The organism is Streptomyces sp. NH27 (assembly GCF_056859195.1).
The window spans coordinates 1-19,947 of the sequence record NZ_JACEGK010000074.1 but is presented as its reverse complement, the minus strand read 5'-3'; the positions used below and the strand labels follow the sequence as shown (position 1 = coordinate 19,947).

Below are 19,947 nucleotides of genomic sequence, written 5' to 3'. Positions count from 1 at the left end.
GCGCCACTGCCACAGCAACGAGCACCATCTGCACTGGTCACGCTTCCGACGACGCAGCCAGGCCCGAGCCCGCCGATCCCACTACAAACGCCGAGGCCACATTCTCCAGATGCGGTTGCAGTACTAGGGGGAAGGTAGAACGCCGAAGCGTCCCTCCTCGCTTCGCTTGAGGAGGGACGCTTCTGGAAACTGTCATGCGCGGGGCATCGGATGCCCCAGGTCACGCTTTACTCGACCCCGAACTCACCAGCCGACGCTGCGGCTACGAAACTGCTCCATGCTGCTGCGGGGAAGGCGAGCCGTGGCCCCGCGTTGTCCTTCGAGTCGCGGACGAGTACTTCATCCTGTTGGGGCCCCGCCCCACTGGCCGGTGGACGCACTGCACACTCGATGCAGTCGCCTCCGTTCTGACCGCTGTAGCTGCTTTTCCGCCATGTGAGCTCCTGCGTCAACGGAGACTCTCCTCACTTCTTCAGTACCGACGGCCTTCCGCCTGAAGGCCTCCCAGGCCGGTGCCTGGGCATCCTCTCAGAGTCTCCCCTTCGCCCCCGGATGGCCAGCGTCTGGGTGGGGCGCGAGAGGTCGGCGCCCGCGTCACAGACTGGCCACAGCGTCCTCGATCATCGCGGCCGAGGGCTTGGGAGCGGCGGACAGTGCATCGAGCCGCTCAAAGGCGTCGATGAACGGAGCGACCTTCTCGGCGTCCGAGTGGACGCCGCCATCTACCAGGGTCTCAAGGTAAGCGAGTTCACCGACCGTCTCATCTTCGAAGTCCCAGAGGGTAAAGGGGCCGTGCATAGCAGGGTGGGCGCCGGCGGAGAACGGAAGCACCCTGATCGTGATATGCGGCTTCTCAGCGAGCTTGCTGAGCCGTAACAACTGCTGGCGCATGACGTGGGCTCCGCCGACGGGTCGGCGGATGATCCCCTCGTTGAGGATCACCGTCACCGCCGGAGGACCATCGGCGCGCTCCAAAATGCTCTGCCGCTTCGCTCGAACTGCCGCATGGACGTGCTGGGTTTCCTCATCTGCTTCGGAGAGGGCAAGGATGGCCCTGGCATATTCAACATCCTGGGTGAGACCGGGCACGAACTCGGACTGGTAGATGCGGATGGTGCGGGCTGCAGCTTCGAGACCGAGGCATGCCTGGAACCACGGCGGGATCTTGCCCTTGTACGGCTTCTCCTCCCACCAGTCTTTCCTGGTCTTGGTGATGAGTGCGTAGTTCTCCAGCTCGTCACGCAGTTCGAGCGGCGCTTCGTAGTAGTCGCACAGCAGCCGGACATCGCCGACTTCGACCGCGGTGTCCTTCGTCTCCAGGCGCGTCATGCGGGCCGTGGACCACCCAAACACCTTCGCCACGGCAGAGGCGTTGAGTCCCCGGTCCTGACGAAGCCGGCGGAGCTGCAGCCTGAGCAGGATGCGGCACAGCGCGACGGACCTGTCGTCAACGGCGGCCATCTCGACTCCTTCGGTGAGGACTTGACCTGGGGGGCGACACACGCAGTGGGCGCTCGTGCATCAAGTGTCGACATGACGATAGCCCTCGAGCGCACGTCCTGGGAACGCGAAAAGCTCCATTGAGAAATTTTCGCAGCGGAGCTTTACGTAAAGAAGAAGTCGCTGTCATACTCGACACGTCACAACAGCTGGCAGCAATCTGCGCACGCTCCGTGATCGCGCCCGGCTGCCTCCGCCAACCAACGAGGACCGGCTATGCCCCCCACCTCGCTTGACGCGCATCTGCACCCCGAGCTGCGAACAGGCTGTAGCCCGGCCATCATCACCAACGTGGCGCGGGATGTCTCCACGGTGCAGGACCATCCGCCGGCGCCCGCAAGAAGCTCCGAGCTCCTGCACGTGGGCAGCACCGCCTACGACACGGTGCGGGGCCGTCAGGTCCAGCTCGTCGTGGAGCCCGGGGTGTACGACGCCGACAAGTGGTGGGTGCGCCCTCTCTCGGGCGACCGAGACGGTTGGCTGGCGGCACCGGACGAGCTGGAACTGCGAAAGGCGGACGGCCATGCCGACTAACTGTGCAGCTTCGCTGCGAGACCGCTGCCACCGAGCGCAGCAGAAGTCGATCGGTCACCCTCGCCCGGCCGCGCGCCCGGCGCGCATCACAGGGACTTCTGGGTTGGCATGTCCTCGGCAGTTACTTGGATCCCCGGTCCGGAGGAGTAGCCCAGTACTGGGTCAGCATCTCGCCGACCCATGCAGGGACATGCACCTGACCCCGCGGCCCCATGACGGGGAAGTAGGGCGCGACGTCGAAGATGGGCGTGCCGATGACCGCGTCGAAGTCCGTGACGTGGAGGTCTCGTCCGTTGACCCGGAGCAGTTTTGGATGGCTGATGGCGAGCTGGTTCGGCCGTCGGTGGTTGCGGTGGACAAAGGTGCCCGTGGCTGGCCAGGCACGGTTGTCGCGCGGGCTGCGCGCGTGCAGCGCCACATCCGCAGGACTGGCCTTGTGGAAGTGCCAAATGATCTCCAAGTGCGAGAAGTCTTGAAGGCCCTGAAGGGTCTCCAGGGGGAGGTCCTCGTTCATACGGATGATCGTCTCCACGCCACCCTGGTAGTCGTCGACCGGGTCCCTGTGGCCCCCGACGACCTGTGCGACTGCCGTGATCTCGATCTGCGTTGGGCTGGTCATCAGCGTCCCCTTCATCACCTGCACGTTGGGTCGTCTCGGCCCTGGCAGAGGTTCGTCGGCACCTCAACTCAGTCAGCTTATGGGGCGAGGTGCGCGCCTTCTTCGCCCGGTCGGGGTCAGGGCACTGACAGCCGCGACGTGCGCCGCCCCGGGAGGCTAAGGAGCTCGCACGGCCAGCGAAGGGGACGGCGCGGATTACGCCTGGCTCAGCATCGAGCGGGCACGCGCGTCCAGATCCGCAGCGTGGCTTCCGGCCCGGTTCCGGAAGGGCGACAGCGCTCGGCGCATCTGGACGACGGTCTCCTTCGCTCGGCCCGACTGGACGCCGGTCATGGCGTCGAGGGCCTGGCTCCAGGTGTCGCAGGCGATATCGAGGTGTCCTTGCTGGGCCTGAACGGCGCCGAGGTACCCGAGAGTGACGGAGTGGGTTCGGGTGAACTGGGCGCGCCGTGTGCGGACGCTGCGGCTGAACTGCGCCTCGGCGCCTTGGAGGTCGCCGAGGTCGCGCAGTGCGGCGGCGGTCTCGTGGGCAAGGCTGGCCTCGGCGAAGAAGAACACCCTGTTCGGTTCGTCGTCTCCGTCGCGGGCCCGGCCGAGGTCCTGCTCCGCGCGCAGGAGCGCAGCGATGGCGGCTTTCTTCTGGCCGGCGGCGGCCAGGCCGCGGGCGTGTACGACGCCGAGGAGCGAGCGCTCGCGCCAGCATGCCTGGGCGTAACGGCGGCTGGTCAGGGAGGCTTCGGCCAGCCGTACGGCTTCCTGGGGTTGTCCGAGGTCGACGGCCTGGTGGGCCATCGCCCGGAGAACGTGGCCGGCCAGAGGGGCATCCCCGGCTTCTTCGGCGAGCTTCGTGGCAATCGTCAACCAGCGTTGCGCGAGCGGATGTTCGCCCCCATCAAACGCTGTCCATCCCGCGAGGTAGCCGAGTTCGGCTGCCGCGGAGGTCATGCCGCGGCGGATCTCCTCGGAGGGGAACCGGCCGCTCAGCAGGTCTGCGACATCGGCTCGGAGATAGGCAACGAGGGCAGCGCGGCCGGCGCGGCCGCCACGCTTTTGATCACGGCGGGAGAAGATCGCGGCCATCTCGCGAACATCCTCGACGTCCTGAGCCGTGACGACGTAGCTCGACAAGGGCCTGCGCATCCGGGCCCGGTCCATGGCCCGCTCGAACCACTGGTCCTCGGGAAGCGTCAGGGCGGCTACCGAGTAGACCGAGGTGGCCAGCAGCCGTCGGCGGTCGATGTCCACCATGTCCTTGCTCCCGAGCGTCACCAGCGTCGTCAGTGTGTCGTCGCCCCACGCCGGCAGCTCGACTTCGGTGTCCGCCGCCAGCCCGATGTCGGTGAGCGTGACGAGGCGACCGAGGCCACGGGAGAGCGTCTCGGCCAAGATAAACGGTGCGCGGCCCTCCACCGGAGCCCCGGCGATCCAGCGGGCGATGTACGGCTGGGCCACGCTCTGGAGTTCGGTCGCCCCGTGCTCGGCAGCGACCGCCCGGAAGCGGGCGGCCAACTGGCGCTGCGACAGGCCCAGCTCTTGGACGGCGCCTTCCAGCCGCGTATTGCGTGTGCGCCCCATGGCGCGCCCCAATCCCCGAAACGATCTTGTATCACGTGTATCGCGCCGATCGGCCCGCTGGGATACCCACTGGCTCGCGTACACGGTTCTCTCTTGAAGACGATATTCCTCCAACCCGCTCGGGGCGTAGGGGAATCGACGACCTCATCCACACAGGCCCACCAAGTGGCCAGAGGCGATCGCACGCTGGCAGGCGAGGAGAAGCGGCCAATGAACGTGCACTACCTGACGCGCAAGAAGCCTGGCTGCTTGGCAGCAGTTCCCTCCGCCGTCATGACGCACGGGGGCGCGGCCCTGACGGCTCGAGGAGTGTGTGCGGTGACCGAGGCCCCTCTCCACCGCAGCGACATGATCCACCCGGGCGAGCCCCAATTCGAAGCCTCGTTCCCCGCGGACAAGGAGGCCATCCCCCCTGTGCGTCGCCGACTGCGTGCGCGCCTGGAGGCAGACGGCCTGGAGTACGTCGCCGACGATGTCGCCCTGATCTCTCAGGAACTCATGACCAACGCTGTCCTGCATGGCTGCCTCAACCTTCCGCCTGGCACCATGGTCAAGATTACCGTGGCGTGGTCTGACGACCGGCTGCGCGTGGACGTGCACGATCCGTCCGAGAAGAGGCCCAGGGAGCGGAAGCCTTCCGCAGGCCGGACGAGCGGGCGCGGTCTGGTGCTCGTCGATGAGCTCTTCGACCGCTGGGGCGTCGATCACGACCCGGCCGGCAGCGGCAAGACCGTCTGGACCGAACTCGACTCCCCCAGGAAGCGGACCTCATGAGCGTCCGTGCGATGGCCCGCCTCCCGATGGCAGACCGCACTGAACGCGCCCCTGCGGCCGTTGCCCCGGAGTCGCGCTCCTTCACTAACGCGTGGCCGAGCGAGAAGCAGACGGTCGACGCCCCCCAGAACGATCCCGGACACGCCCCCGCTTCCGTACCGGACCTGACGGCGGTGCCGGGAGCGGCCCGAGTTGGCGCGCTGCATCGTCGATCCGTGCCGACGGCCGAGTCGGTCAGCGTCACGGCGGGTTACCTGGGGGACTGCGGGCCGCCCGCATAGACCAGAGCCCGGCAGCGCGCAGAGCCCGTACCTGTCCGCCTCCGACGCTCGCCCGTGGGCTCCGGCTTCCGACTCTGGGGGATCGCTCGGCATCCCGCCGTCCAGGTCCCGGAAGCCGCGAGCGAGCCGGCGACCCCCGTGTCGCCGTCGTCCCGGCTGCCGCGGTTCCCAGAGCACACCCGCGGCAGCCGGTCCACACCCTTCTGCTTTCCCCACCCACCACTTCGTCCGAGGACCCATGACACCCATAGACCGCTCCGGCCACAGGGCACCGCGTCGCATCATGACGGTGCGCACCCGCCTCATCGTGGTGGCCTCCGTCGCGATCGCCGCGCTGCTCGTTCTGGTCGTCGTCAACGCGGTGCCGGCCTGGGAGCAGCAGAGGAATCTGCGCAACGACAGCACCACGGGCCGGCTCGGCGGTGAGGCGTCGCTGCCCCTGTTCGTCGCGGCGCAGGCCGAGCGCAAGCTCACGGCCGCGTACCTGGCTCACCCCTCGTCCGCCGCGAAGACGGCCCTGCAAGCGCAGCGGAAGAAGACCGATGCCGGCCTGGCGTCCTTCAGGCGCCTGTCCGGTACCGAGCTGCACAGCGACCAGCGGCACCGGTGGGAGTACGCCGAAGCGGTCTACCAGCAGCTCGAGAGCCTGCCCCGGGTGCGAAAGAACGTGGACGCCCGGGCAGGCGAGCCGGACGCGTCCACCGGCTACTACACCTCCCTGATCAACAAGATGATCAGCTTCTACCAGGCACTGAGCGCGATGGACGACGGCCCACTCACGCTGGAGACCAGGCCGTTGGTCGGGCTGTTCTACGCCTCGGATGCCTTGGCCCAGCAGGACATGCTCATCACCCAGGCCCGGGACTCCGGCCAGATGACGAACAGCCATCGGGTGGCCTTCGCCGAGGCGTACGGCACCCAGCAGGTGATGTACGAGCGGTGGATCGCCCCCTACCTTCCCGCTCAGGAGAAGGCCCTCTACGACAAGATCACCGCCAGCCCGGAGTGGAAGGAGCTCCAGGCGGCGCAGCGGTCAGTCATCACGCCGCCGACTGACGACCTCGGGAACGAGCAGATTGGCGACCGGGCCTCCCTCGCCCGCTGGGACGACGCGTACGGGAAGGTCAGCGGTCAGCTCGCCGGCCTGAACTTGCAACGGACGCAGGGGCTGCTCGCCCACGGTTTCCAGCGGGCGGACGAGATCCGCACCCAGGTCTTCCTCCAGGCCGCCGGCAGCCTGGCGGCGATCCTGCTGATCGCCGGGCTCATCATCTGGCTGATCCGCTCCATCTCCGCCCGGCTGCGTCAGCTGCGTCAGCAGACGAAGGAGGGCGCCGAGCGGCTGCCGCAGGTCGTGGACCGGCTGATGCGCGGTGAAGTCGTCGATGCGAAGGCGGAGTTCCCCGATCCGGACCGTGGGGACGAGTTCAGCCACGTCCAGGCCGCCCTGGTCGAGGCGCAGCGCACCGCGGTGCGCCAGGCCGCCGATCAGGCCGGCGACCGTCGCGGGATCGGAGCGTTCGTCGCGGCGGCGACCGAGCGGACCCTCGGACACATCAACCGGGCCCTGGGCCACCTGGAGCGGGTGATGACCCGGCCGGACGTCGACCCCGCCTTGCTGGACGACCTGATCACCATTGACGGGGCCGTCTCCGCCAGCCGCCGCCACCAGGAGCACGTCGGGACACTGGCCGGCGGCATGCGGCAGGACCTCTACGACCGGCCGAGGCCACTGCTCGACCTGGTCAACGACGCCGCAGTGGAGACCGGTTCTCCTAAGCGGGTGACCAACCAGGTCACCGACACCGCCTACATTCCCCCGCAGCACGCGGCCGCCACGGTGAAGGTCGTTGCCGCGCTGATCGAGAACGGAATCGGCAACTCCACCGGCAACGTGACCGTGCGCAGCGTCAGGGCCATGCACGGCGTCGCGCTGGAGATCGAGGACATCGGCTTCGGGATGCGCCAGAACGCGATCGACACCATCAACGCGGAGCTCGCGCAGCACAACCAGGCGACGTTCGAGGCCATGGCGCGGCGGCAGGGCAAGCTCGGCCTGTTCGTCGTCGCCCGGCTGGCCGGCCGCCACCATCTGAACGTGTCGCTCAGGCGATCCGCCTACAGCGGGATCACCGCCGTCGTCATGATCGACAACAAGGCGCTGACGACGGTGAAGCAGGACGTCCTCCCGCCGACCGCCTCCGCCTACCCCGCGCAGCCGGCGGTTCCCGCCCCAGCGGCCACCGGCGGGGAGTTGCCACAATCACCCCTGCCCCGTCGGCGGCAGCCGGCCCTCGGCCCGGCCGCCGCCCATGCGCAACGGCAGGCCGAGCAGCTCGGAGCCGACACCCTGCCCGCGGCCACCGACGCCGACGCCGATCCCCTGCCGCGCCGCATGGCAGGCCAGCACCTCAACCCCGTCCTGCGCAGCGGCGCCCACCCGCCCCAGCAGGCGGGAGTGAGGACCGAGTCCGACCCACAGCAAGTCGGCACCGCCTGGGCGGACTTCCAGACCGGAACACAGCAGGCCACCGAGTACGACACCCACCGATAAGGACGAGAAGGCACTTATGAACCCCGAGATCCAGAACCTCCTCGACCAGCGCGTCGGCAAGATCGCTCACGTGCTCGGAGCGGTCGTCGTGACCGAGGACGGCATCTTCCGCTACATGAGCGGCTGGACGGACCTGGCCGCCGACCCGTCCAAGGAGAAGTCCGCCGAGGCAGTCCGCAAGGAGTTGGGCGAGCACTTGGCCGCGATGGCCAGCGGCATGGCCACCCTCGCCCAGCGGCAGGCCGACTACATCCACGGCGGCCAGATGCTGCGCACGGTCGTGGAGCTGGAGAACGGCTGGTGCGTCGCCAGCCGCGCCGGCCAGCACAGCGTCATCGCCCTGCACACGTCGAAGGAGGCCACGCTCGGACAGCTCGGATTCGAGCTGACCGATCTGGCCAGCCAGCTCGGCGGCATGCTGGACGTCGAGCGGCGAGAGCTGGCGACCGGCGAACACAGCGAGACGATCCTGTGACGGCGGCGTCGGGCGGCCGCCGGACGCGGCCGTACGCCGGAACCGGCGGCCGCACCCAGGCCCCCGACGCCACGCTGAGCATCGACACCCAGATCACCGCCCACGCGCGCCACGAAGGGCAGCTGCTGAGCGAGCAGCATCAGCACGTCCTGGAGCTGTGCTCCGAGCCCAGAGCCGTGTCGGAACTCGCCGGAGTTCTGCGGCTGCCCGTCGGGGTCATCACCGTCCTGGTCACCGACCTCCAGCAGCACACGCTGGTAACCGCCCGGGCCCCGGTGGACATGTCCCGCAACGACAACGTCACTCACCGCCTTATGGAACGCGTGCACGCCAGCCTGCGGGCCCAATACGAAAAGGAAACCAGGGGGACACGGGGTGCCAACTGAACCCGCTCCAGAAGTCGTCAAACTCGTCGTCGCCGGGGGCTTCGGGGTCGGCAAGACCACGTTCGTCGGCGCGGTCAGCGAGATCGAGCCGCTGAACACCGAAGCCGTCATCACCGAGGCGAGCGCCGGGGTCGACCGCACCGACGGAGTCGAGAGGAAGACCACCACCACCGTCGCCTTCGACTTCGGCCGTCGCACCGTCGACGGCATCACCCTGTACCTGTTCGGAACGCCCGGGCAGGACCGGTTTTGGTACATGTGGGACGACATGGTCCGCGGCGCCATGGGCGCCATCGTCCTGGCCGACACACGGCGGCTCGACGACTGCTTCGCCAGCATCGACTTCTTCGACGGCCGCGGCGTGCCGTACATCGTGGCGGTCAACGCCTTCGACGGCGCTCCCGCCTACAGCGAGGCCGACCTGCGCGCCGCCATAGATCTGCCGCCGCACATCCCCCTTCTCCAACTCGACGCCCGCGAGTCCGGCTCCAGCACCCTCGCGCTGATCACGCTCCTGCAGTACCGGCTCAACCAGCCCGTGACCGCCTGAACTGGAGGACCCTCATGCCCGCCTTCGCTCCCGCCAGCCCCGTCGCCCTCTTCGCCGACGACCTCCTGTCCAACCCGTACCCGGCGTACGCCACCTTGCGGGCCACCGGGGCCGCGGTGCGTCTGGAGGAATACGGCGTGTGGGCCGTCCCCCGCCACGCCGATCTCGCCGAGATCCTCAAGTCACCCGACACCTTCGGATCCGAAGGCGGCATAGCTCTCACCGCCCTCGCCAATCAGCAGATAGTCGCCGGCACGGTCCTCGCCTCCGACGGCGCCCAGCACATCAAGCTCCGCAGAGTGCTGTCCAAACAGCTCGCCCCCCGCGCGATGAAGAACCTGGCCGACCGCATCACCGCCCGCGCCGAACGCCTGGTGGCCACGTACACGGAACCGGGTCGGTTCGACGCCGTCGTCTTGGCCCGGCACATGGTCTGCGACACCGTGATGGAACTGATGGGCCTGCCCGACGCGGACCGCGAGGTCCTACTCGACGGCGCCGCCGCCACCTTCGACGTCTTCGGCCCGGACGGCGCCCGCTACCAGCAGGCGCTGCCGCTGGCCTCTCGCATGGTCGAGATGCTCCACGAGAAGCTGACCCGGCAGACCGTCGCGCACGGCACGTGGATGGGCGCGATCTTCGAGGCCGTCGACGCCGGACAGATCGACGAAGTCGATGCGATACCGCTGGCCTCGGCGTACACGGCCGCCGGTATCGACACCACCGTCCTCGGCCTGGCCGACACCCTCATCCAGCTCGCCCGGCACCCGGAGCAGTGGCAGTTGCTGCGCCGCGATCCCAGCCAGTGGTCCGTGCCCGCCTTCCACGAGTCCTTGCGGCTCGAAGCGCCGATTCAGGGGTTCGGCCGCTTGTCGACGAAGCCGACCGTCATCGGGGGCGTGCATCTGGCCGAGGGCGAGCAGGTCTGGCTGCTGTACGGATCCGCCGGCCGCGACCCGCAGCAGTGGGGCCCGGACGCCGACACCTACAACATCCAACGCCCCGGCTCTGAGGGGCACCTCGCCTTCGGCGGAGGTCCCCACCTGTGCGCCGGCATCCCCCTCGCTGAACTCCAGGCCCGCGCCGTCCTGCGAGCCCTGGCCGCGCGGTGCTCCCACCTCACCCTCGACGGCGAACCGGACCGCGTCCTCAACAACCTCCTGCGCGGCTACAGCAGCGCGCCGATCGCCGTCGAGCTCTCCCCCCGTACGTCCTCCTCCGGCGCCAAGACCGCGGAGACCTGCCAGCAAGGACCCGTGACGTGACTCCGACGACCCTCGCGCGCACCACTCCCACCCTGCCGCCACGTCCCGTTGAAGTTCTGCGGCCCCGGCTGGTCGGGCGCGGGTGGGAGGTCCTGCTCATGTCGGAACCGCTCGCCCGACTCGTGAAGGGCGCTCTCGCGGGGAGGCCGGCGACGGTTGCTGCTCTGGGCTGGGTCTTCGCACACGACGGCCAGTGGGGGGTCTTCCTGCCCGAGAAGTCCGACGATCCCACCTGGCCGCCGGGCACGACCTACCTCAAGGCGGGCGCGAGCGTCACGCTCCCGCCGTTCAGCCAGCGACCGGCCGAGCACAGCGGCTTCTCCGGGTGGGTGAGCCTCGACGGCCCCCCGCTCAGCCGGCCTCTGCTGCTTCACCCCGTCGTCACCGCCCTCGCCCCCGACGTTATCCCCGCCTCTCCCGTCCTGGAGCCCCGACCATGACCGCCACCTGCCTGACCGCGTCACCGGCGGACGCCGCCACGCCCGACTCCGATCGCCCCGAACTCCCCCCGCTCGCCGCGGTTCTCGACGTGCAGGTGGTCGAAGTCCCCGGCACCGCCGACGCGTTCCAGCACTTCTTCAGCGACACGTGACCGCACCTGACCCGAACCGCCCCTATTACCCCTTTACCGGCAAGAAGGCCGAGGCGACATGAGCTCCCGATCCGCTTTCCGCGCCCAGCGCGGCATCATGGTGCGCTCCGTACTCCTCCACGCCCTTCCGATCCCGCCGGCGCCGGATCTAACACGTCGCACGGCGGCCGAGGCTGCGTCCTGGCGGTGCTGGGTACTCGAGACCTGGGGCGTCCCTCGGATCGCGTCCGCCGTCCGCTATGCGAGTCCCGACCTCGCCGACGAGATCGACGGCCTCGCGACGCGGCCCGCCGACGTGGAAGGGCTGCGGCGGCTTGTTCTGTCCCTGCTCAGCTACGTCCTGCGTTTTTCGTTCCGGGTCACGCCGTTCGGGTTGTTCGCCGGTGTCGCCGAGGGCCGGTTCGGGGCCGAGACCGACGTGCGATGGGGTGAAGACCACCAGGCGCTCACCCGTGCGGACGGGGAGTGGCTTGCCGCCGTGGTGCAGCAACTCGAAGCGATCCCGCAGGTGCGGCGGTGTCTGCGGGTCAAGGCCAACAACGTCCTACGGGCCCGCGGTGAGCGGCTGGTCCTGCCCTGGCGGCAGCGGGCGCTGGACGCGACGGGCACGGCCGTGCACGAAGTGTCGCTCCTGCGCACCGCGGCAGTCGGGGCCGCCGTACGGATGACGGCCGCCCCCCCTTCCCTACAGCGACGTGGCCGGCAAACTCACCGCCGCTTACCCCGAACTCGGCGCGTGCGGAGCCGAGGAGCTGCTGGACCTGCTGATCTCCCAGCGGATGCTGCTGACCAGCCTCCAACCGTCGGGCACCGACCTCGACGGTCTCGGCCATGTGGTGCGTGAGCTGGAGATCGCTGGCGTCGCCCCGTACGGGCCGGCGGCGGAGCTGGTCTCGGCGCTCCCGCAGATCCACGCGCAGCTGCGTGCCCTCAACCGTCGGCCCCCGCTCGCGCCGCAGGAGGCGGACCGCCGCCGAAACGCCGTCACAGGGCAGATGCGTCAGGTGGCCGATCAGCCTTCTCCGGCGGCCGTGGACGTTCGAATGGACGCGGAGGTGACAATTCCCCGGGCGGTGGCCTGGGAAGCCGAGGCGGCAGCCAGCGTGCTGGCCCGCATCACGCCGGAACCGCGGGGTACCCAGGCATGGATCCGATACCGCGACCGCTTCCGGGCACGGTACGGCGACGGCACCGCGGTACCGCTACTGGACCTGCTGGATCCGCACACCGGACTCGGCCTGCCCGAGGACTACCACGGCACCGTGCGGGCCCCGCAGCCTCCAACCGGGCGCCGCGACGAACTGCTGACGGCGCTCGCGCAGCGCGCCGTCACCGACGGCCAGGATCTCGTCCTCGACGAGGCCCTCATCGAGCAACTCGCCGGAGACCGGCCGGCCACTACCGCTAACGTGCCCGCCCACCTGGAGCTGGCCGGCTCCATCCACGCCCCGAGCGTGCAGGCTCTGAACGCCGGCGAGTTCACCTTCCAGGTGCGCAGTGTCGGCCGCGGCTGGGGGCATTACAGCGGCGGACGCCTCGCCGCCGTTCTCGCCGACCAGGACTCGCCCAGCGACCTGCTCGGAATGCTGGCGCGCCGGCCGACCACCGTGCGCGGGGCGCTGCCCGCACAGTTGTCATTTCCCGCCCTGCTGCCGCGGGCGATCCACATCACGCACACGCCGCGCTTGACCGCGCCGTTGATCTCCCTATCGGAGTTCCGCGAGGGGGACCCGGATGTCATCGCTCCCGACGACCTGGCCGTGATCTGCCATCAGGAGCGTCTGCACCTGGTCTCGCTCTCCCGCGGGCAGGTCCTCGAAGCCGCGATCCCGCACCCGCTCCAGCTCGAATGCCAGACCCCAGCCATCGCACGGTTCCTGGACGAGATGCAGCGCGGCCAGAGCAGCAGGCTCGTCGGCAGCAACGGCGACCTGGGCGCCTGGGACTGGGGCGCCGCACGGCACCTGGCCGTCCGTCCCCGGGTTCGCGCCGGACGCACCGTCCTCAGCCCGGCCACGTGGCGCCTCGCCCACGCCGGACTGCCCGGCCCGGGTGCTCCCGTCGACGAGTGGGAGGATGCCTTCGCCGCGCTGCGCGCGCGGTGGCGGCTTCCCCGGCACGTCTACCTAGAGCGCTTCGACACGCCGCTGCGTCTGGACCTAGAGCACCCGGCTCACCGTGTGCTGCTGCGCTCGCACCTGGATCGGCCCGCGCCCTGGGACAGTTCACGCTCGTCGAGGTGGAACCGCAGGACGCCTACGGCTGGTGCGGGGGCCGGCCCCACGAGATCGTTACCTTCCTGTCCTCCACGGCCCCGCGACGACCCGCGCCGCCCGTGCGGGAGACCCCGCTGACCGGACGCGACCAGGTCCACCTGCCCGGTGCCTCCCCGTACCTGTTCGCCCGGCTGTACTGCCAGCCGCAGGTTCGCCACGCCCTGCTCGTCGACCACCTGCCGCAACTCGCCGCGGATCTGCCCGGCGCCATCTGGTGGATCACACCCCGCGACGAGCAAGTGCTGCCGCACACCGAGCTGACGATCCGCCACGGCAGCCCTTCGCAGGCCGCCGACGCAATGCGCACGCTCGGCTCATGGGCCGACCACCTGGTCGACACCGGAGTCATCGGCGACTTCGCCCTCGTCCCGTACCGGCCGCACGCCGGCCTGTGGGGCAACCGGAGGACCCTGACGGCCGCGGAAGGGGTCTGGGCGGCCGACTCGGCCGTCATCGCGCACCAGCAGGCCCACCTTCACACCTTGGCTCCTCAGCCCGTGCTCGCGGCGGCGAACGTCGTGGCGATCACGACCGGGCTCCACCAGGACGTCACCGGCGGCATGCGCTGGCTGTCCGCTCAGCCCAAGCCGCGCTCCGCGGTCCGGATTCCCACGACGCTGCTGCAGCAGGCGCGCGAACTCATCCTGCCGGGCGACTGGGCCGGGCTGCGCCGAACTCCCGCCGGCCACGTCCTCGTCGAGGAGCACTGGGCTGCGCGGCGCGCGGCCCTGGACGAGCAGCGCGCCGCGTTGGAGAAGGCACCGCACGTCGACGTGGACGCCGTCGTGCGCGCGCTGTTGACCACCCACCTCCGACTTGTCGGCGAAGCTCCTGGCGGCACCGCCGCCGACGAGGCCATCGCCCGGGCCGCCCATCGTGAGGGCCGGCCCTACACCGCCGAGCAGCACGCCGTCCTGCGCCACGTCCACGACGCCTACGGCCACCTCGCATCCGACGACCCGGGTCTGGTCGCCGTCGACGTCCTCGGACTCACCCCCGAGCAGGTCCACCAGGCCGTCGTCCGCGCGATCGCCGACCGCGCCCCGATACCCATCCCGGCCGAGCACAGTTCTCCGCTGCAGTAGAACGAATCCCCGTCCACCCGGCCCCGCCGACGACTAGATATCACGGAGTACCCCGAATGCACCCCACGCGCCTCGCCCCGCCCGCCGATCTCCTCACCGACTTGCGCGGCGCCCGCACCAGCGGCGAGACCCGACTGAAGGAAGTGCTCGCCGACCACGGGCTTCGCCCGCTCACCGGCGGCTTCCAGAACCACGTCTACGCCTGGGACGACCCCGAGGCCGGGCCCATCTGCGTCAAGCTCTACGCCAAGGGCAACCACCGCCGGCGCCTGGAGCGCGAGTGGGCGGCTCTGACCCTGCTCGCCGAGCACGACGTCGACGACGTCCCCCGCCCGCTGTGGCTCGACCACCACGACGAGGTCCCCGCCATCGGCATGACCCTGCTCAAAGGCACGCCGCTCACGCAGAGCCCCGACCTCGAAGCCGCCCTCAAGGGCCTGGCCCACACCAGCGAGCGCCTCCACCAAGTACCCCTGTCCGGGCTGATGGCCGAGCTGGAGCGCATCGACTCCGGCTCCCACTACATGCTGCGCCTGACCGGCAGCTGGCCCGAACTCCTCGCCGGCCACGAGGACGACCCGCTGACCGCCGACATGCGCGCCCTGCTCACCGCCTGGCACCGCAGCGGCGACGCCGAACTCGTCGCCGACACCTCCGCGCCAGCCGTGCTCTCCCGCGGCGACTCCAACCTCAACAACTGGCTACGCGACGGCGCCGCCAGCCCCGTCGTCGACTTCGAGTACAGCGGCCACGGCACCGTCCACTTCGACGCCGCCGACCTGATCGAACACATCAGCGCCCGCGAGATCCCCGACAGCACCTGGATCCCGCTCCTGCCCGACCTCGGCATCACCCCCGCCAACCGCCGGTTCTTCCTCGCCGCCCAGCACACCTGCGCCCTGCGCTGGCTCGCCGTGCTGTGGAAGCAGCGGCACACCCGCGCCGACGAGTTCGCCACCCAGCACGCCCGCGTACGGCTCCTGCAGAGCACCGACAACCCCTGGAACGGCTGAACACGACCCGTCGGCCGGCCTCCACGACACCGCTGTGGCGGTCGGCCGACGAGTAGCGGCGGCCGCGCCCGCGACCGCCCCGATCGCATGAGGGAAGACCATGACCCCGATATCGCGGACCATCAGTCTGCTCTGGGCACTGCGCTCCTATTGCGCCTCCCACCAGTGCAAGCCCTGCTACTTCACCTGGCTCGACGAGCAGCGCGTCGACAAGACCCCCGGCATGCTGTCGCACTTCTCGCCCCATGACCTGCCTACCAAGGAGGTGATGGCGTTCGCCCGCACCCTGAAGGGCTCGGCCGTGCGACGAGTCTTCCTCGCCGGCGGCGAACCCCTGATGTGGCGGCCCATCCTCGACCTCATCGAAATCCTCAAGCTCGGCGGGCTCGGAGTCGTGGTGTGCACCAGCGGAGTGGCCTTGAACCAGCCGGGAATGGCCGAGCGTCTGGTGGGGCTCGGCGTCGACGGCGTATCCGTCTCGCTGGACTCCACCGACCCCGACTACAACGACACCTGGCGCCCGCCCCGCCAGGACAGCGACGGCTGGGAAGGTGTCGTCACCGGGATCAAGGCCCTCCTGGCCGCCCGCGGCTCGTCGGCCCAGCCTCGGGTCGGCCTCTACACCGTCATCACCAAGCTCAACCTGCCGGACATCCTCGCCGTGCCTCAGCTGGCCGCTGACCTCGGCTGCGACTACGCCGTACTCCAGCCGGTCGCCCTGCCTCAGGGCCACAGCCTCCACGACACCCTGGCCCTCACCGACACCGAACTTCCCGTCCTGCGCGAACGGTTCGAGCGCCTCTACGGAGCCGGGCTCCCTCTGCGGCTCCCGCCCCGAAGCTATCCCGGGCAGGTCGCCTCCGCGGTCCACCAGTTCACCGCCACCGTCGACGGGTGCTTCGGCGGCGACACCCTGTACTTCGCTGAGCCCGACGGCTCGCTCTGGGACTGCCCGTCCTCCCTCAAGATGGCAGCCACCCCCGCCGATGCGCACCGCACGATCAAAGGGGCTGACGCGGCCAAGCTGTTCGGGAAGCCCTCCGGCTGCGGCAGCGACTGCACCCTGTTCAGCGTCGACTGCGTGAACATGTGGCCCTTGATGGCCTTCGATGTGCCGGACATCACGACCCCGGGGAGCCCCGCGTGAAGACGACATCGGACGCACTGCTGACGTTGAAGCCGGTCATCGAGCGTATGCCTGATCCGGTCGGCCGCGCCGAGGCCGCCGCGCTGGAGGCTGAACTCGCGGCCCTCCACGGGGCCCGGCACGCCATCGCGGTCTCCTCCGGGACGGCCGCGCTGCACACCGCACTGGTCGCCGTCGGCGTCGGCGAGGGCGACGAGGTCCTCCTCCCCGCCCGCACCGTGATCATGACCGTGGCAGCCGTTGTAGCCGCCAAGGCTCATCCGGTCTTCGTCGACACCGCGGCAGACGGCTCCGGCATGGATCTTGCCGACGCGGCCGCCAAGACCACCGAGCGCACTCGCGCCATCCTGCCGGTCCACCTGGCCGGTCGAACCGACGGCCTCCTCGAACTGGCCGCATACGCACAGTCGGCCGGGCTGCCCGTGATCGAGGACGCCTGCCAGGCCCAAGGCAGCAGCACACATGGCCGCGCGGCCGGCACGGTCGGCAGCATCGGCTGCTTCTCCCTCAAGGACGGCAAGATCATCTCATGCGGTGAAGGCGGCTACCTCATCACCAACGACGACGAACTCGCCGCACGCGCCGCCGCGTACCGCACGCACTGGCTCACGTCGGCCCCGCACGCACCCGCCGGCAGCAGGCTCGGGATGGCGTACCGGCTCGCCGAGCCCCTGGCCAATCTGGCCAGACATTTCCTGGCCGACTTCGATCAGGCCCTGTTCCGACGCCGCGAGCAGTCCCGCATGCTCTACGACCTCGTCGGCGAGACGCCGGGGCTTACCGTTCACGCGCCGGAACCCGAGGACGACCCCAACGGCTACGCCGCCCTGTGGCGCATCGATCTTGAACGTCCCCGAGACTTCAGTACCCGTCTCGCGGAAGCCGGCGTCGCCAACTCTGTGGGAACGCACAGGCTCAGGGCAGCGCATCAGCATCCGGCCTGCCAGGATCTGGACCCGGCTATCTGCCCGCGCGCCGCTCAGGCCGTGGACCAGATGCTCGCCGTCATTTTGCAACCGCAGACCACCGACACCGAGCTGCATGACCTCGCCGAGACCATCCGGCGCGAGGCCAAGACCTGGGCACAGATCCGATGACTGCCAGCCACCTTCCGCAGCCCAGACCGACGGTCGCGCTGGACTTGGACCAGTTGCTCCGGGGTGCCGACGCGGTCATCGTCGACTGGGACGGCACCGTCGTCGATAACGCCGAAATCCGGCTGCACGCGCTCCGGCAGGCCCTCGCCCCGTACGGCGTGGACGTCGACTCCCGGTGGTACACCCTCCACTGCGGCCTGCCCATTCGCGAGATCATCGGCCGCCTCGCGGCCCCGCGAACCCTGCCCGTCGAAGACATCGTGCCCACCAGCCGACGCCTGCTGCTCACCGGCCCGCCGCCACGCCTGATCAACAGCACGATCGACCTTCTCCGCCGCGCTGAGGCCCTGGGCCTCCCCCGGGCTGTCGCCTCCGCCGCAACCGGCGTCCTCGTCCACCCGGTCATCGACCGGCTCGGCCTTCGGACGCTGCTGCCGGTGGTGGTGACGGCAGAATCGGTACAGCGGGGAAAACCGGCCCCCGACGTCTACCTGGAGGCGGCCCGGTTGATCGCGCGTGCACCGGCCCGGTGTCTCGCCGTCGACGACGCGCCGGACGGCATTACGTCGGCGTTGAACGCGGGCATGCGGGTCCTCGCCGTCCACGAGGATCTACTCGTCCCTGTGCCCGGCCGGATCACGGAGTGATCGCGCGTTGCCGCAGACCGTCTGCGGTCGGCCTGCGGCAACGCGGGGACCGGTCCCCTGGGGCCCCAGCACCGGACCGTCCGCCGACTGCTTTATCCGCCTAACCCTGCCGCATGTTCCTCGCCTGCTCATTTCCACGGAGTGACATGACCAGCAATAACGCCCTAATTGATCAAGAACCTTGGTGGATCACCAACTACCGTGGCCGCAGCCCCCTCCAGCGCTACAGCCACCACAACCTCACCAAGACTCGCCGCACCATCGACTTCTACATCCGCCACCTGGATCTTCAGCCCGACCAGACGATCCTCGATCTGTGCTGCGCCTTCGGACGCCACACACGCGAGCTCATCCAGCGCGGCTATACCCGAACCGTCGGCGTGGATCTGTCCCCCGACATGCTCGCCTACGCCGCCTCTCGCGATGCCGCTGAATGGACTGCGGCCCCGACTCGCGCGGGCAGACGTCCGCGCGCTCCCCTTCCGCAGCGCATCCGCCGATGCCGCCCTGCTGCTGAGGAGTTTCGGCTTCCTCGACACCTCTCGGGAGGACCTCGGCGTCCTGAAGGAGATCGCCCGGGTTATGCGTCCCGGCGCCTTACTCGGGATGGACCACTTCCCGCCCAACAGCGCCACCACCAAGGTGGGCACGCGGGTACTGAACGGCCCGGCGGCCACGACCACGGTGCACACCTCCTGGGATCCAGCGACCAGCCGTCTCGAAAGCGACATGTCGACCCGATACGAGGACGGTCACGTCGACTCGTTCCGCAGTTCGTCGCGCCTCTACACGCCGGAGGATCTCGGGGTGATGCTGGCCGAGGCAGGGTTCGTAGTGGAGAGGAAGTTCGGCGGTTACGACGGCAGCCACCTCGCCCAGGACAGCGCACGGTGCGTCGTCGTCGCGCGACGGGTGTGAATGTACGGCACCGCAGGCGGGCCCGGAGAGGCGGGCTCATCAGTCGAACAAGGAGTCTTGGACAGAAGAGGGCGGAAGATACTTCTCCTCGACTGGTTTCGGCACGGATCCGGCGATCTCCTCCAGTTGGGAGAACTTCGACCACCGACTCCCGCTCACGCCGCGTTCAACCGCGCGCTGGAACACCTGGGCCACGGCCCACACTTCCTCGGTCGCGGAGCGCCGGCCTTGGCGCAGGTTCACACCCAGCTTCTGTGCCAGCGGCTCAAGCCCACCTTCGACGTCCGGGCAGACGCCTCGCGCCAGTGCCACCGCGTCCCACACGATGAGGGACGCGAGCCGAGGACAGGCGGCTCGCTCATTGCGTAGCAGCGCGGCCTCAACGAAGCCTAGGGCGGCCACGACGCGGTGAGGCTGCTCCGTCAGATGCCTCTCGATCTCCCGCATGGCGACACCCGCGGACCCCTCGGGAAGTTCGTGAGGCAGGCGGGGCAGGCGCGGCCTCTCCGAGGACAGCGTCTGTTCCTCGCGGGTGACTGCTCAGGTGCTTGATTACGCGTGTGTGGGCGGTAGCCAGACGTTTCCGGCGAAGAGGTCGCGGAGGACGGTCATGGGGTTGAGGCCGTGTTTGCGGGCGGTGGAGAGGTAGGAGCGCACGA

General features: G+C 69.5%; 22 protein-coding genes and 2 pseudogenes. 18 read left to right on the top strand and 6 right to left on the bottom strand.

The genetic code is table 11. The features are described 5' to 3' along the window. Positions 1-227: 227 nt before the first annotated feature. Entirely contained in the window at positions 228-452 is a 225-nt protein-coding gene (locus AC13HU_RS09090; protein WP_483041262.1) for a DUF397 domain-containing protein, read from the bottom strand. Between the two features lie 142 nt (positions 453-594). After that, positions 595-1,461 (bottom strand): helix-turn-helix domain-containing protein, encoded by an 867-nt coding sequence (locus tag AC13HU_RS09085; RefSeq protein WP_483041261.1) that lies wholly within the window; start codon positions 1,459-1,461, stop codon positions 595-597. Positions 1,462-1,716: 255 nt separating this feature from the next. Between AC13HU_RS09085 and AC13HU_RS09080 the strand changes: the two genes are divergently transcribed. After that, positions 1,717-2,034, top strand: coding sequence for a hypothetical protein (locus AC13HU_RS09080; RefSeq protein WP_483041260.1), 318 nt, complete (start codon positions 1,717-1,719; stop codon positions 2,032-2,034). A gap of 121 nt (positions 2,035-2,155) precedes the next feature. On the opposite strand, the gene AC13HU_RS09075 is transcribed toward AC13HU_RS09080, so the two are convergent. Continuing rightward, positions 2,156-2,653, bottom strand: a complete 498-nt coding sequence (locus AC13HU_RS09075) for a TrmO family methyltransferase domain-containing protein (RefSeq protein WP_483041259.1) — start codon at positions 2,651-2,653, stop codon at positions 2,156-2,158. 195 nt (positions 2,654-2,848) lie between these two features. Further along, positions 2,849-4,312 (bottom strand): NsdA family TPR-like regulatory protein, encoded by a 1,464-nt coding sequence (locus AC13HU_RS09070; protein ID WP_483041258.1) that lies wholly within the window; start codon positions 4,310-4,312, stop codon positions 2,849-2,851. A gap of 126 nt (positions 4,313-4,438) precedes the next feature. Between AC13HU_RS09070 and AC13HU_RS09065 the strand changes: the two genes are divergently transcribed. From AC13HU_RS09065 to AC13HU_RS08995, 15 genes and pseudogenes are all read left to right on the top strand, one after another. After that, entirely contained in the window at positions 4,439-5,002 is a 564-nt protein-coding gene (locus AC13HU_RS09065; protein ID WP_483041257.1) for an ATP-binding protein, read from the top strand. Positions 5,003-5,566: 564 nt separating this feature from the next. Further along, positions 5,567-7,837, top strand: coding sequence for a sensor histidine kinase (locus AC13HU_RS09060; RefSeq protein WP_483041256.1), 2,271 nt, complete (start codon positions 5,567-5,569; stop codon positions 7,835-7,837). Between the two features lie 16 nt (positions 7,838-7,853). After that, entirely contained in the window at positions 7,854-8,312 is a 459-nt protein-coding gene (locus AC13HU_RS09055) for a roadblock/LC7 domain-containing protein (RefSeq protein WP_483041255.1), read from the top strand. Next, the gene (locus AC13HU_RS09050; protein WP_483041254.1) at positions 8,309-8,698 is read left to right on the top strand and encodes a DUF742 domain-containing protein; all 390 of its coding nucleotides are present in this window, start codon (positions 8,309-8,311) and stop codon (positions 8,696-8,698) included. The genes AC13HU_RS09055 and AC13HU_RS09050 overlap by 4 nt, the downstream gene beginning before the upstream one ends. Beyond that, positions 8,688-9,248, top strand: coding sequence for a GTP-binding protein (locus AC13HU_RS09045; RefSeq protein ID WP_483041253.1), 561 nt, complete (start codon positions 8,688-8,690; stop codon positions 9,246-9,248). The genes AC13HU_RS09050 and AC13HU_RS09045 overlap by 11 nt, the downstream gene beginning before the upstream one ends. Before the next feature lie 14 nt (positions 9,249-9,262). Beyond that, positions 9,263-10,513, top strand: a complete 1,251-nt coding sequence (locus AC13HU_RS09040; RefSeq protein ID WP_483041252.1) for a cytochrome P450 — start codon at positions 9,263-9,265, stop codon at positions 10,511-10,513. Beyond that, entirely contained in the window at positions 10,510-10,953 is a 444-nt protein-coding gene (locus tag AC13HU_RS09035) for a hypothetical protein (protein WP_483041251.1), read from the top strand. The genes AC13HU_RS09040 and AC13HU_RS09035 overlap by 4 nt, the downstream gene beginning before the upstream one ends. Continuing rightward, the gene (locus AC13HU_RS09030) at positions 10,950-11,105 is read left to right on the top strand and encodes a hypothetical protein (RefSeq protein WP_483041250.1); all 156 of its coding nucleotides are present in this window, start codon (positions 10,950-10,952) and stop codon (positions 11,103-11,105) included. Before AC13HU_RS09035 ends, AC13HU_RS09030 begins: the two co-directional genes overlap by 4 nt. Before the next feature lie 58 nt (positions 11,106-11,163). Beyond that, positions 11,164-11,784, top strand: a pseudogene (locus tag AC13HU_RS09025) (lantibiotic dehydratase); the annotation flags it as partial. 16 nt (positions 11,785-11,800) lie between these two features. Then, positions 11,801-13,459: a lantibiotic dehydratase family protein gene (locus AC13HU_RS09020; protein ID WP_483041249.1), complete on the top strand. Its 1,659-nt coding sequence runs from the start codon at positions 11,801-11,803 to the stop codon at positions 13,457-13,459. Beyond that, positions 13,441-14,466: a thiopeptide-type bacteriocin biosynthesis protein gene (locus AC13HU_RS09015; RefSeq protein ID WP_483041248.1), complete on the top strand. Its 1,026-nt coding sequence runs from the start codon at positions 13,441-13,443 to the stop codon at positions 14,464-14,466. Before AC13HU_RS09020 ends, AC13HU_RS09015 begins: the two co-directional genes overlap by 19 nt. A 56-nt stretch (positions 14,467-14,522) precedes the next feature. After that, positions 14,523-15,479, top strand: a complete 957-nt coding sequence (locus AC13HU_RS09010; protein WP_483041247.1) for an aminoglycoside phosphotransferase family protein — start codon at positions 14,523-14,525, stop codon at positions 15,477-15,479. Between the two features lie 100 nt (positions 15,480-15,579). Continuing rightward, entirely contained in the window at positions 15,580-16,626 is a 1,047-nt protein-coding gene (locus AC13HU_RS09005; RefSeq protein ID WP_483041246.1) for a radical SAM protein, read from the top strand. 26 nt (positions 16,627-16,652) lie between these two features. Next, positions 16,653-17,723: a DegT/DnrJ/EryC1/StrS family aminotransferase gene (locus AC13HU_RS09000; protein ID WP_483041245.1), complete on the top strand. Its 1,071-nt coding sequence runs from the start codon at positions 16,653-16,655 to the stop codon at positions 17,721-17,723. Continuing rightward, positions 17,720-18,370, top strand: a complete 651-nt coding sequence (locus AC13HU_RS08995; protein ID WP_483041244.1) for an HAD family hydrolase — start codon at positions 17,720-17,722, stop codon at positions 18,368-18,370. The genes AC13HU_RS09000 and AC13HU_RS08995 overlap by 4 nt, the downstream gene beginning before the upstream one ends. Positions 18,371-18,534: 164 nt before the next feature. Here the strand turns inward: AC13HU_RS08995 and AC13HU_RS08990 are convergent, their stop codons facing one another. Further along, on the bottom strand, positions 18,535-18,708 hold the full coding sequence (locus AC13HU_RS08990) for a hypothetical protein (protein ID WP_483041243.1): 174 nt from the start codon (positions 18,706-18,708) through the stop codon (positions 18,535-18,537). Between AC13HU_RS08990 and AC13HU_RS08985 the strand changes: the two are divergent. Both AC13HU_RS08985 and AC13HU_RS08980 read left to right on the top strand, forming a co-directional pair. Then, positions 18,685-18,741 (top strand): annotated as a pseudogene (locus AC13HU_RS08985) (hypothetical protein); the annotation flags it as partial. The gene AC13HU_RS08990 and the pseudogene AC13HU_RS08985 overlap by 24 nt on opposite strands. Positions 18,742-18,793: 52 nt before the next feature. Continuing rightward, positions 18,794-19,288: a methyltransferase domain-containing protein gene (locus tag AC13HU_RS08980; protein WP_483041242.1), complete on the top strand. Its 495-nt coding sequence runs from the start codon at positions 18,794-18,796 to the stop codon at positions 19,286-19,288. Positions 19,289-19,327: 39 nt separating this feature from the next. On the opposite strand, the gene AC13HU_RS08975 is transcribed toward AC13HU_RS08980, so the two are convergent. Next, positions 19,328-19,735 carry a hypothetical protein gene (locus AC13HU_RS08975; RefSeq protein WP_483041241.1) on the bottom strand — a complete coding sequence of 136 codons (408 nt, stop codon included), beginning with the start codon at positions 19,733-19,735 and terminating at the stop codon, positions 19,328-19,330. Between the last annotated feature and the right edge of the window lie 212 nt (positions 19,736-19,947).

Coding starts and splice junctions, on each gene's coding strand:
- AC13HU_RS09010 (WP_483041247.1), top strand. CDS start 14,523: ATGCACCCCACGCGCCTCGCCCCGCCCGCCGATCTCCTCACCGACTTG.
- AC13HU_RS08980 (WP_483041242.1), top strand. CDS start 18,794: ATGCCGCTGAATGGACTGCGGCCCCGACTCGCGCGGGCAGACGTCCGC.
- AC13HU_RS08975 (WP_483041241.1), bottom strand. CDS start 19,735: ATGCGGGAGATCGAGAGGCATCTGACGGAGCAGCCTCACCGCGTCGTG.
- AC13HU_RS09080 (WP_483041260.1), top strand. CDS start 1,717: ATGCCCCCCACCTCGCTTGACGCGCATCTGCACCCCGAGCTGCGAACA.
- AC13HU_RS09065 (WP_483041257.1), top strand. CDS start 4,439: ATGAACGTGCACTACCTGACGCGCAAGAAGCCTGGCTGCTTGGCAGCA.
- AC13HU_RS09075 (WP_483041259.1), bottom strand. CDS start 2,653: ATGACCAGCCCAACGCAGATCGAGATCACGGCAGTCGCACAGGTCGTC.
- AC13HU_RS09060 (WP_483041256.1), top strand. CDS start 5,567: ATGACGGTGCGCACCCGCCTCATCGTGGTGGCCTCCGTCGCGATCGCC.
- AC13HU_RS08995 (WP_483041244.1), top strand. CDS start 17,720: ATGACTGCCAGCCACCTTCCGCAGCCCAGACCGACGGTCGCGCTGGAC.
- AC13HU_RS09040 (WP_483041252.1), top strand. CDS start 9,263: ATGCCCGCCTTCGCTCCCGCCAGCCCCGTCGCCCTCTTCGCCGACGAC.
- AC13HU_RS09005 (WP_483041246.1), top strand. CDS start 15,580: ATGACCCCGATATCGCGGACCATCAGTCTGCTCTGGGCACTGCGCTCC.
- AC13HU_RS09085 (WP_483041261.1), bottom strand. CDS start 1,461: ATGGCCGCCGTTGACGACAGGTCCGTCGCGCTGTGCCGCATCCTGCTC.
- AC13HU_RS09030 (WP_483041250.1), top strand. CDS start 10,950: ATGACCGCCACCTGCCTGACCGCGTCACCGGCGGACGCCGCCACGCCC.
- AC13HU_RS09055 (WP_483041255.1), top strand. CDS start 7,854: ATGAACCCCGAGATCCAGAACCTCCTCGACCAGCGCGTCGGCAAGATC.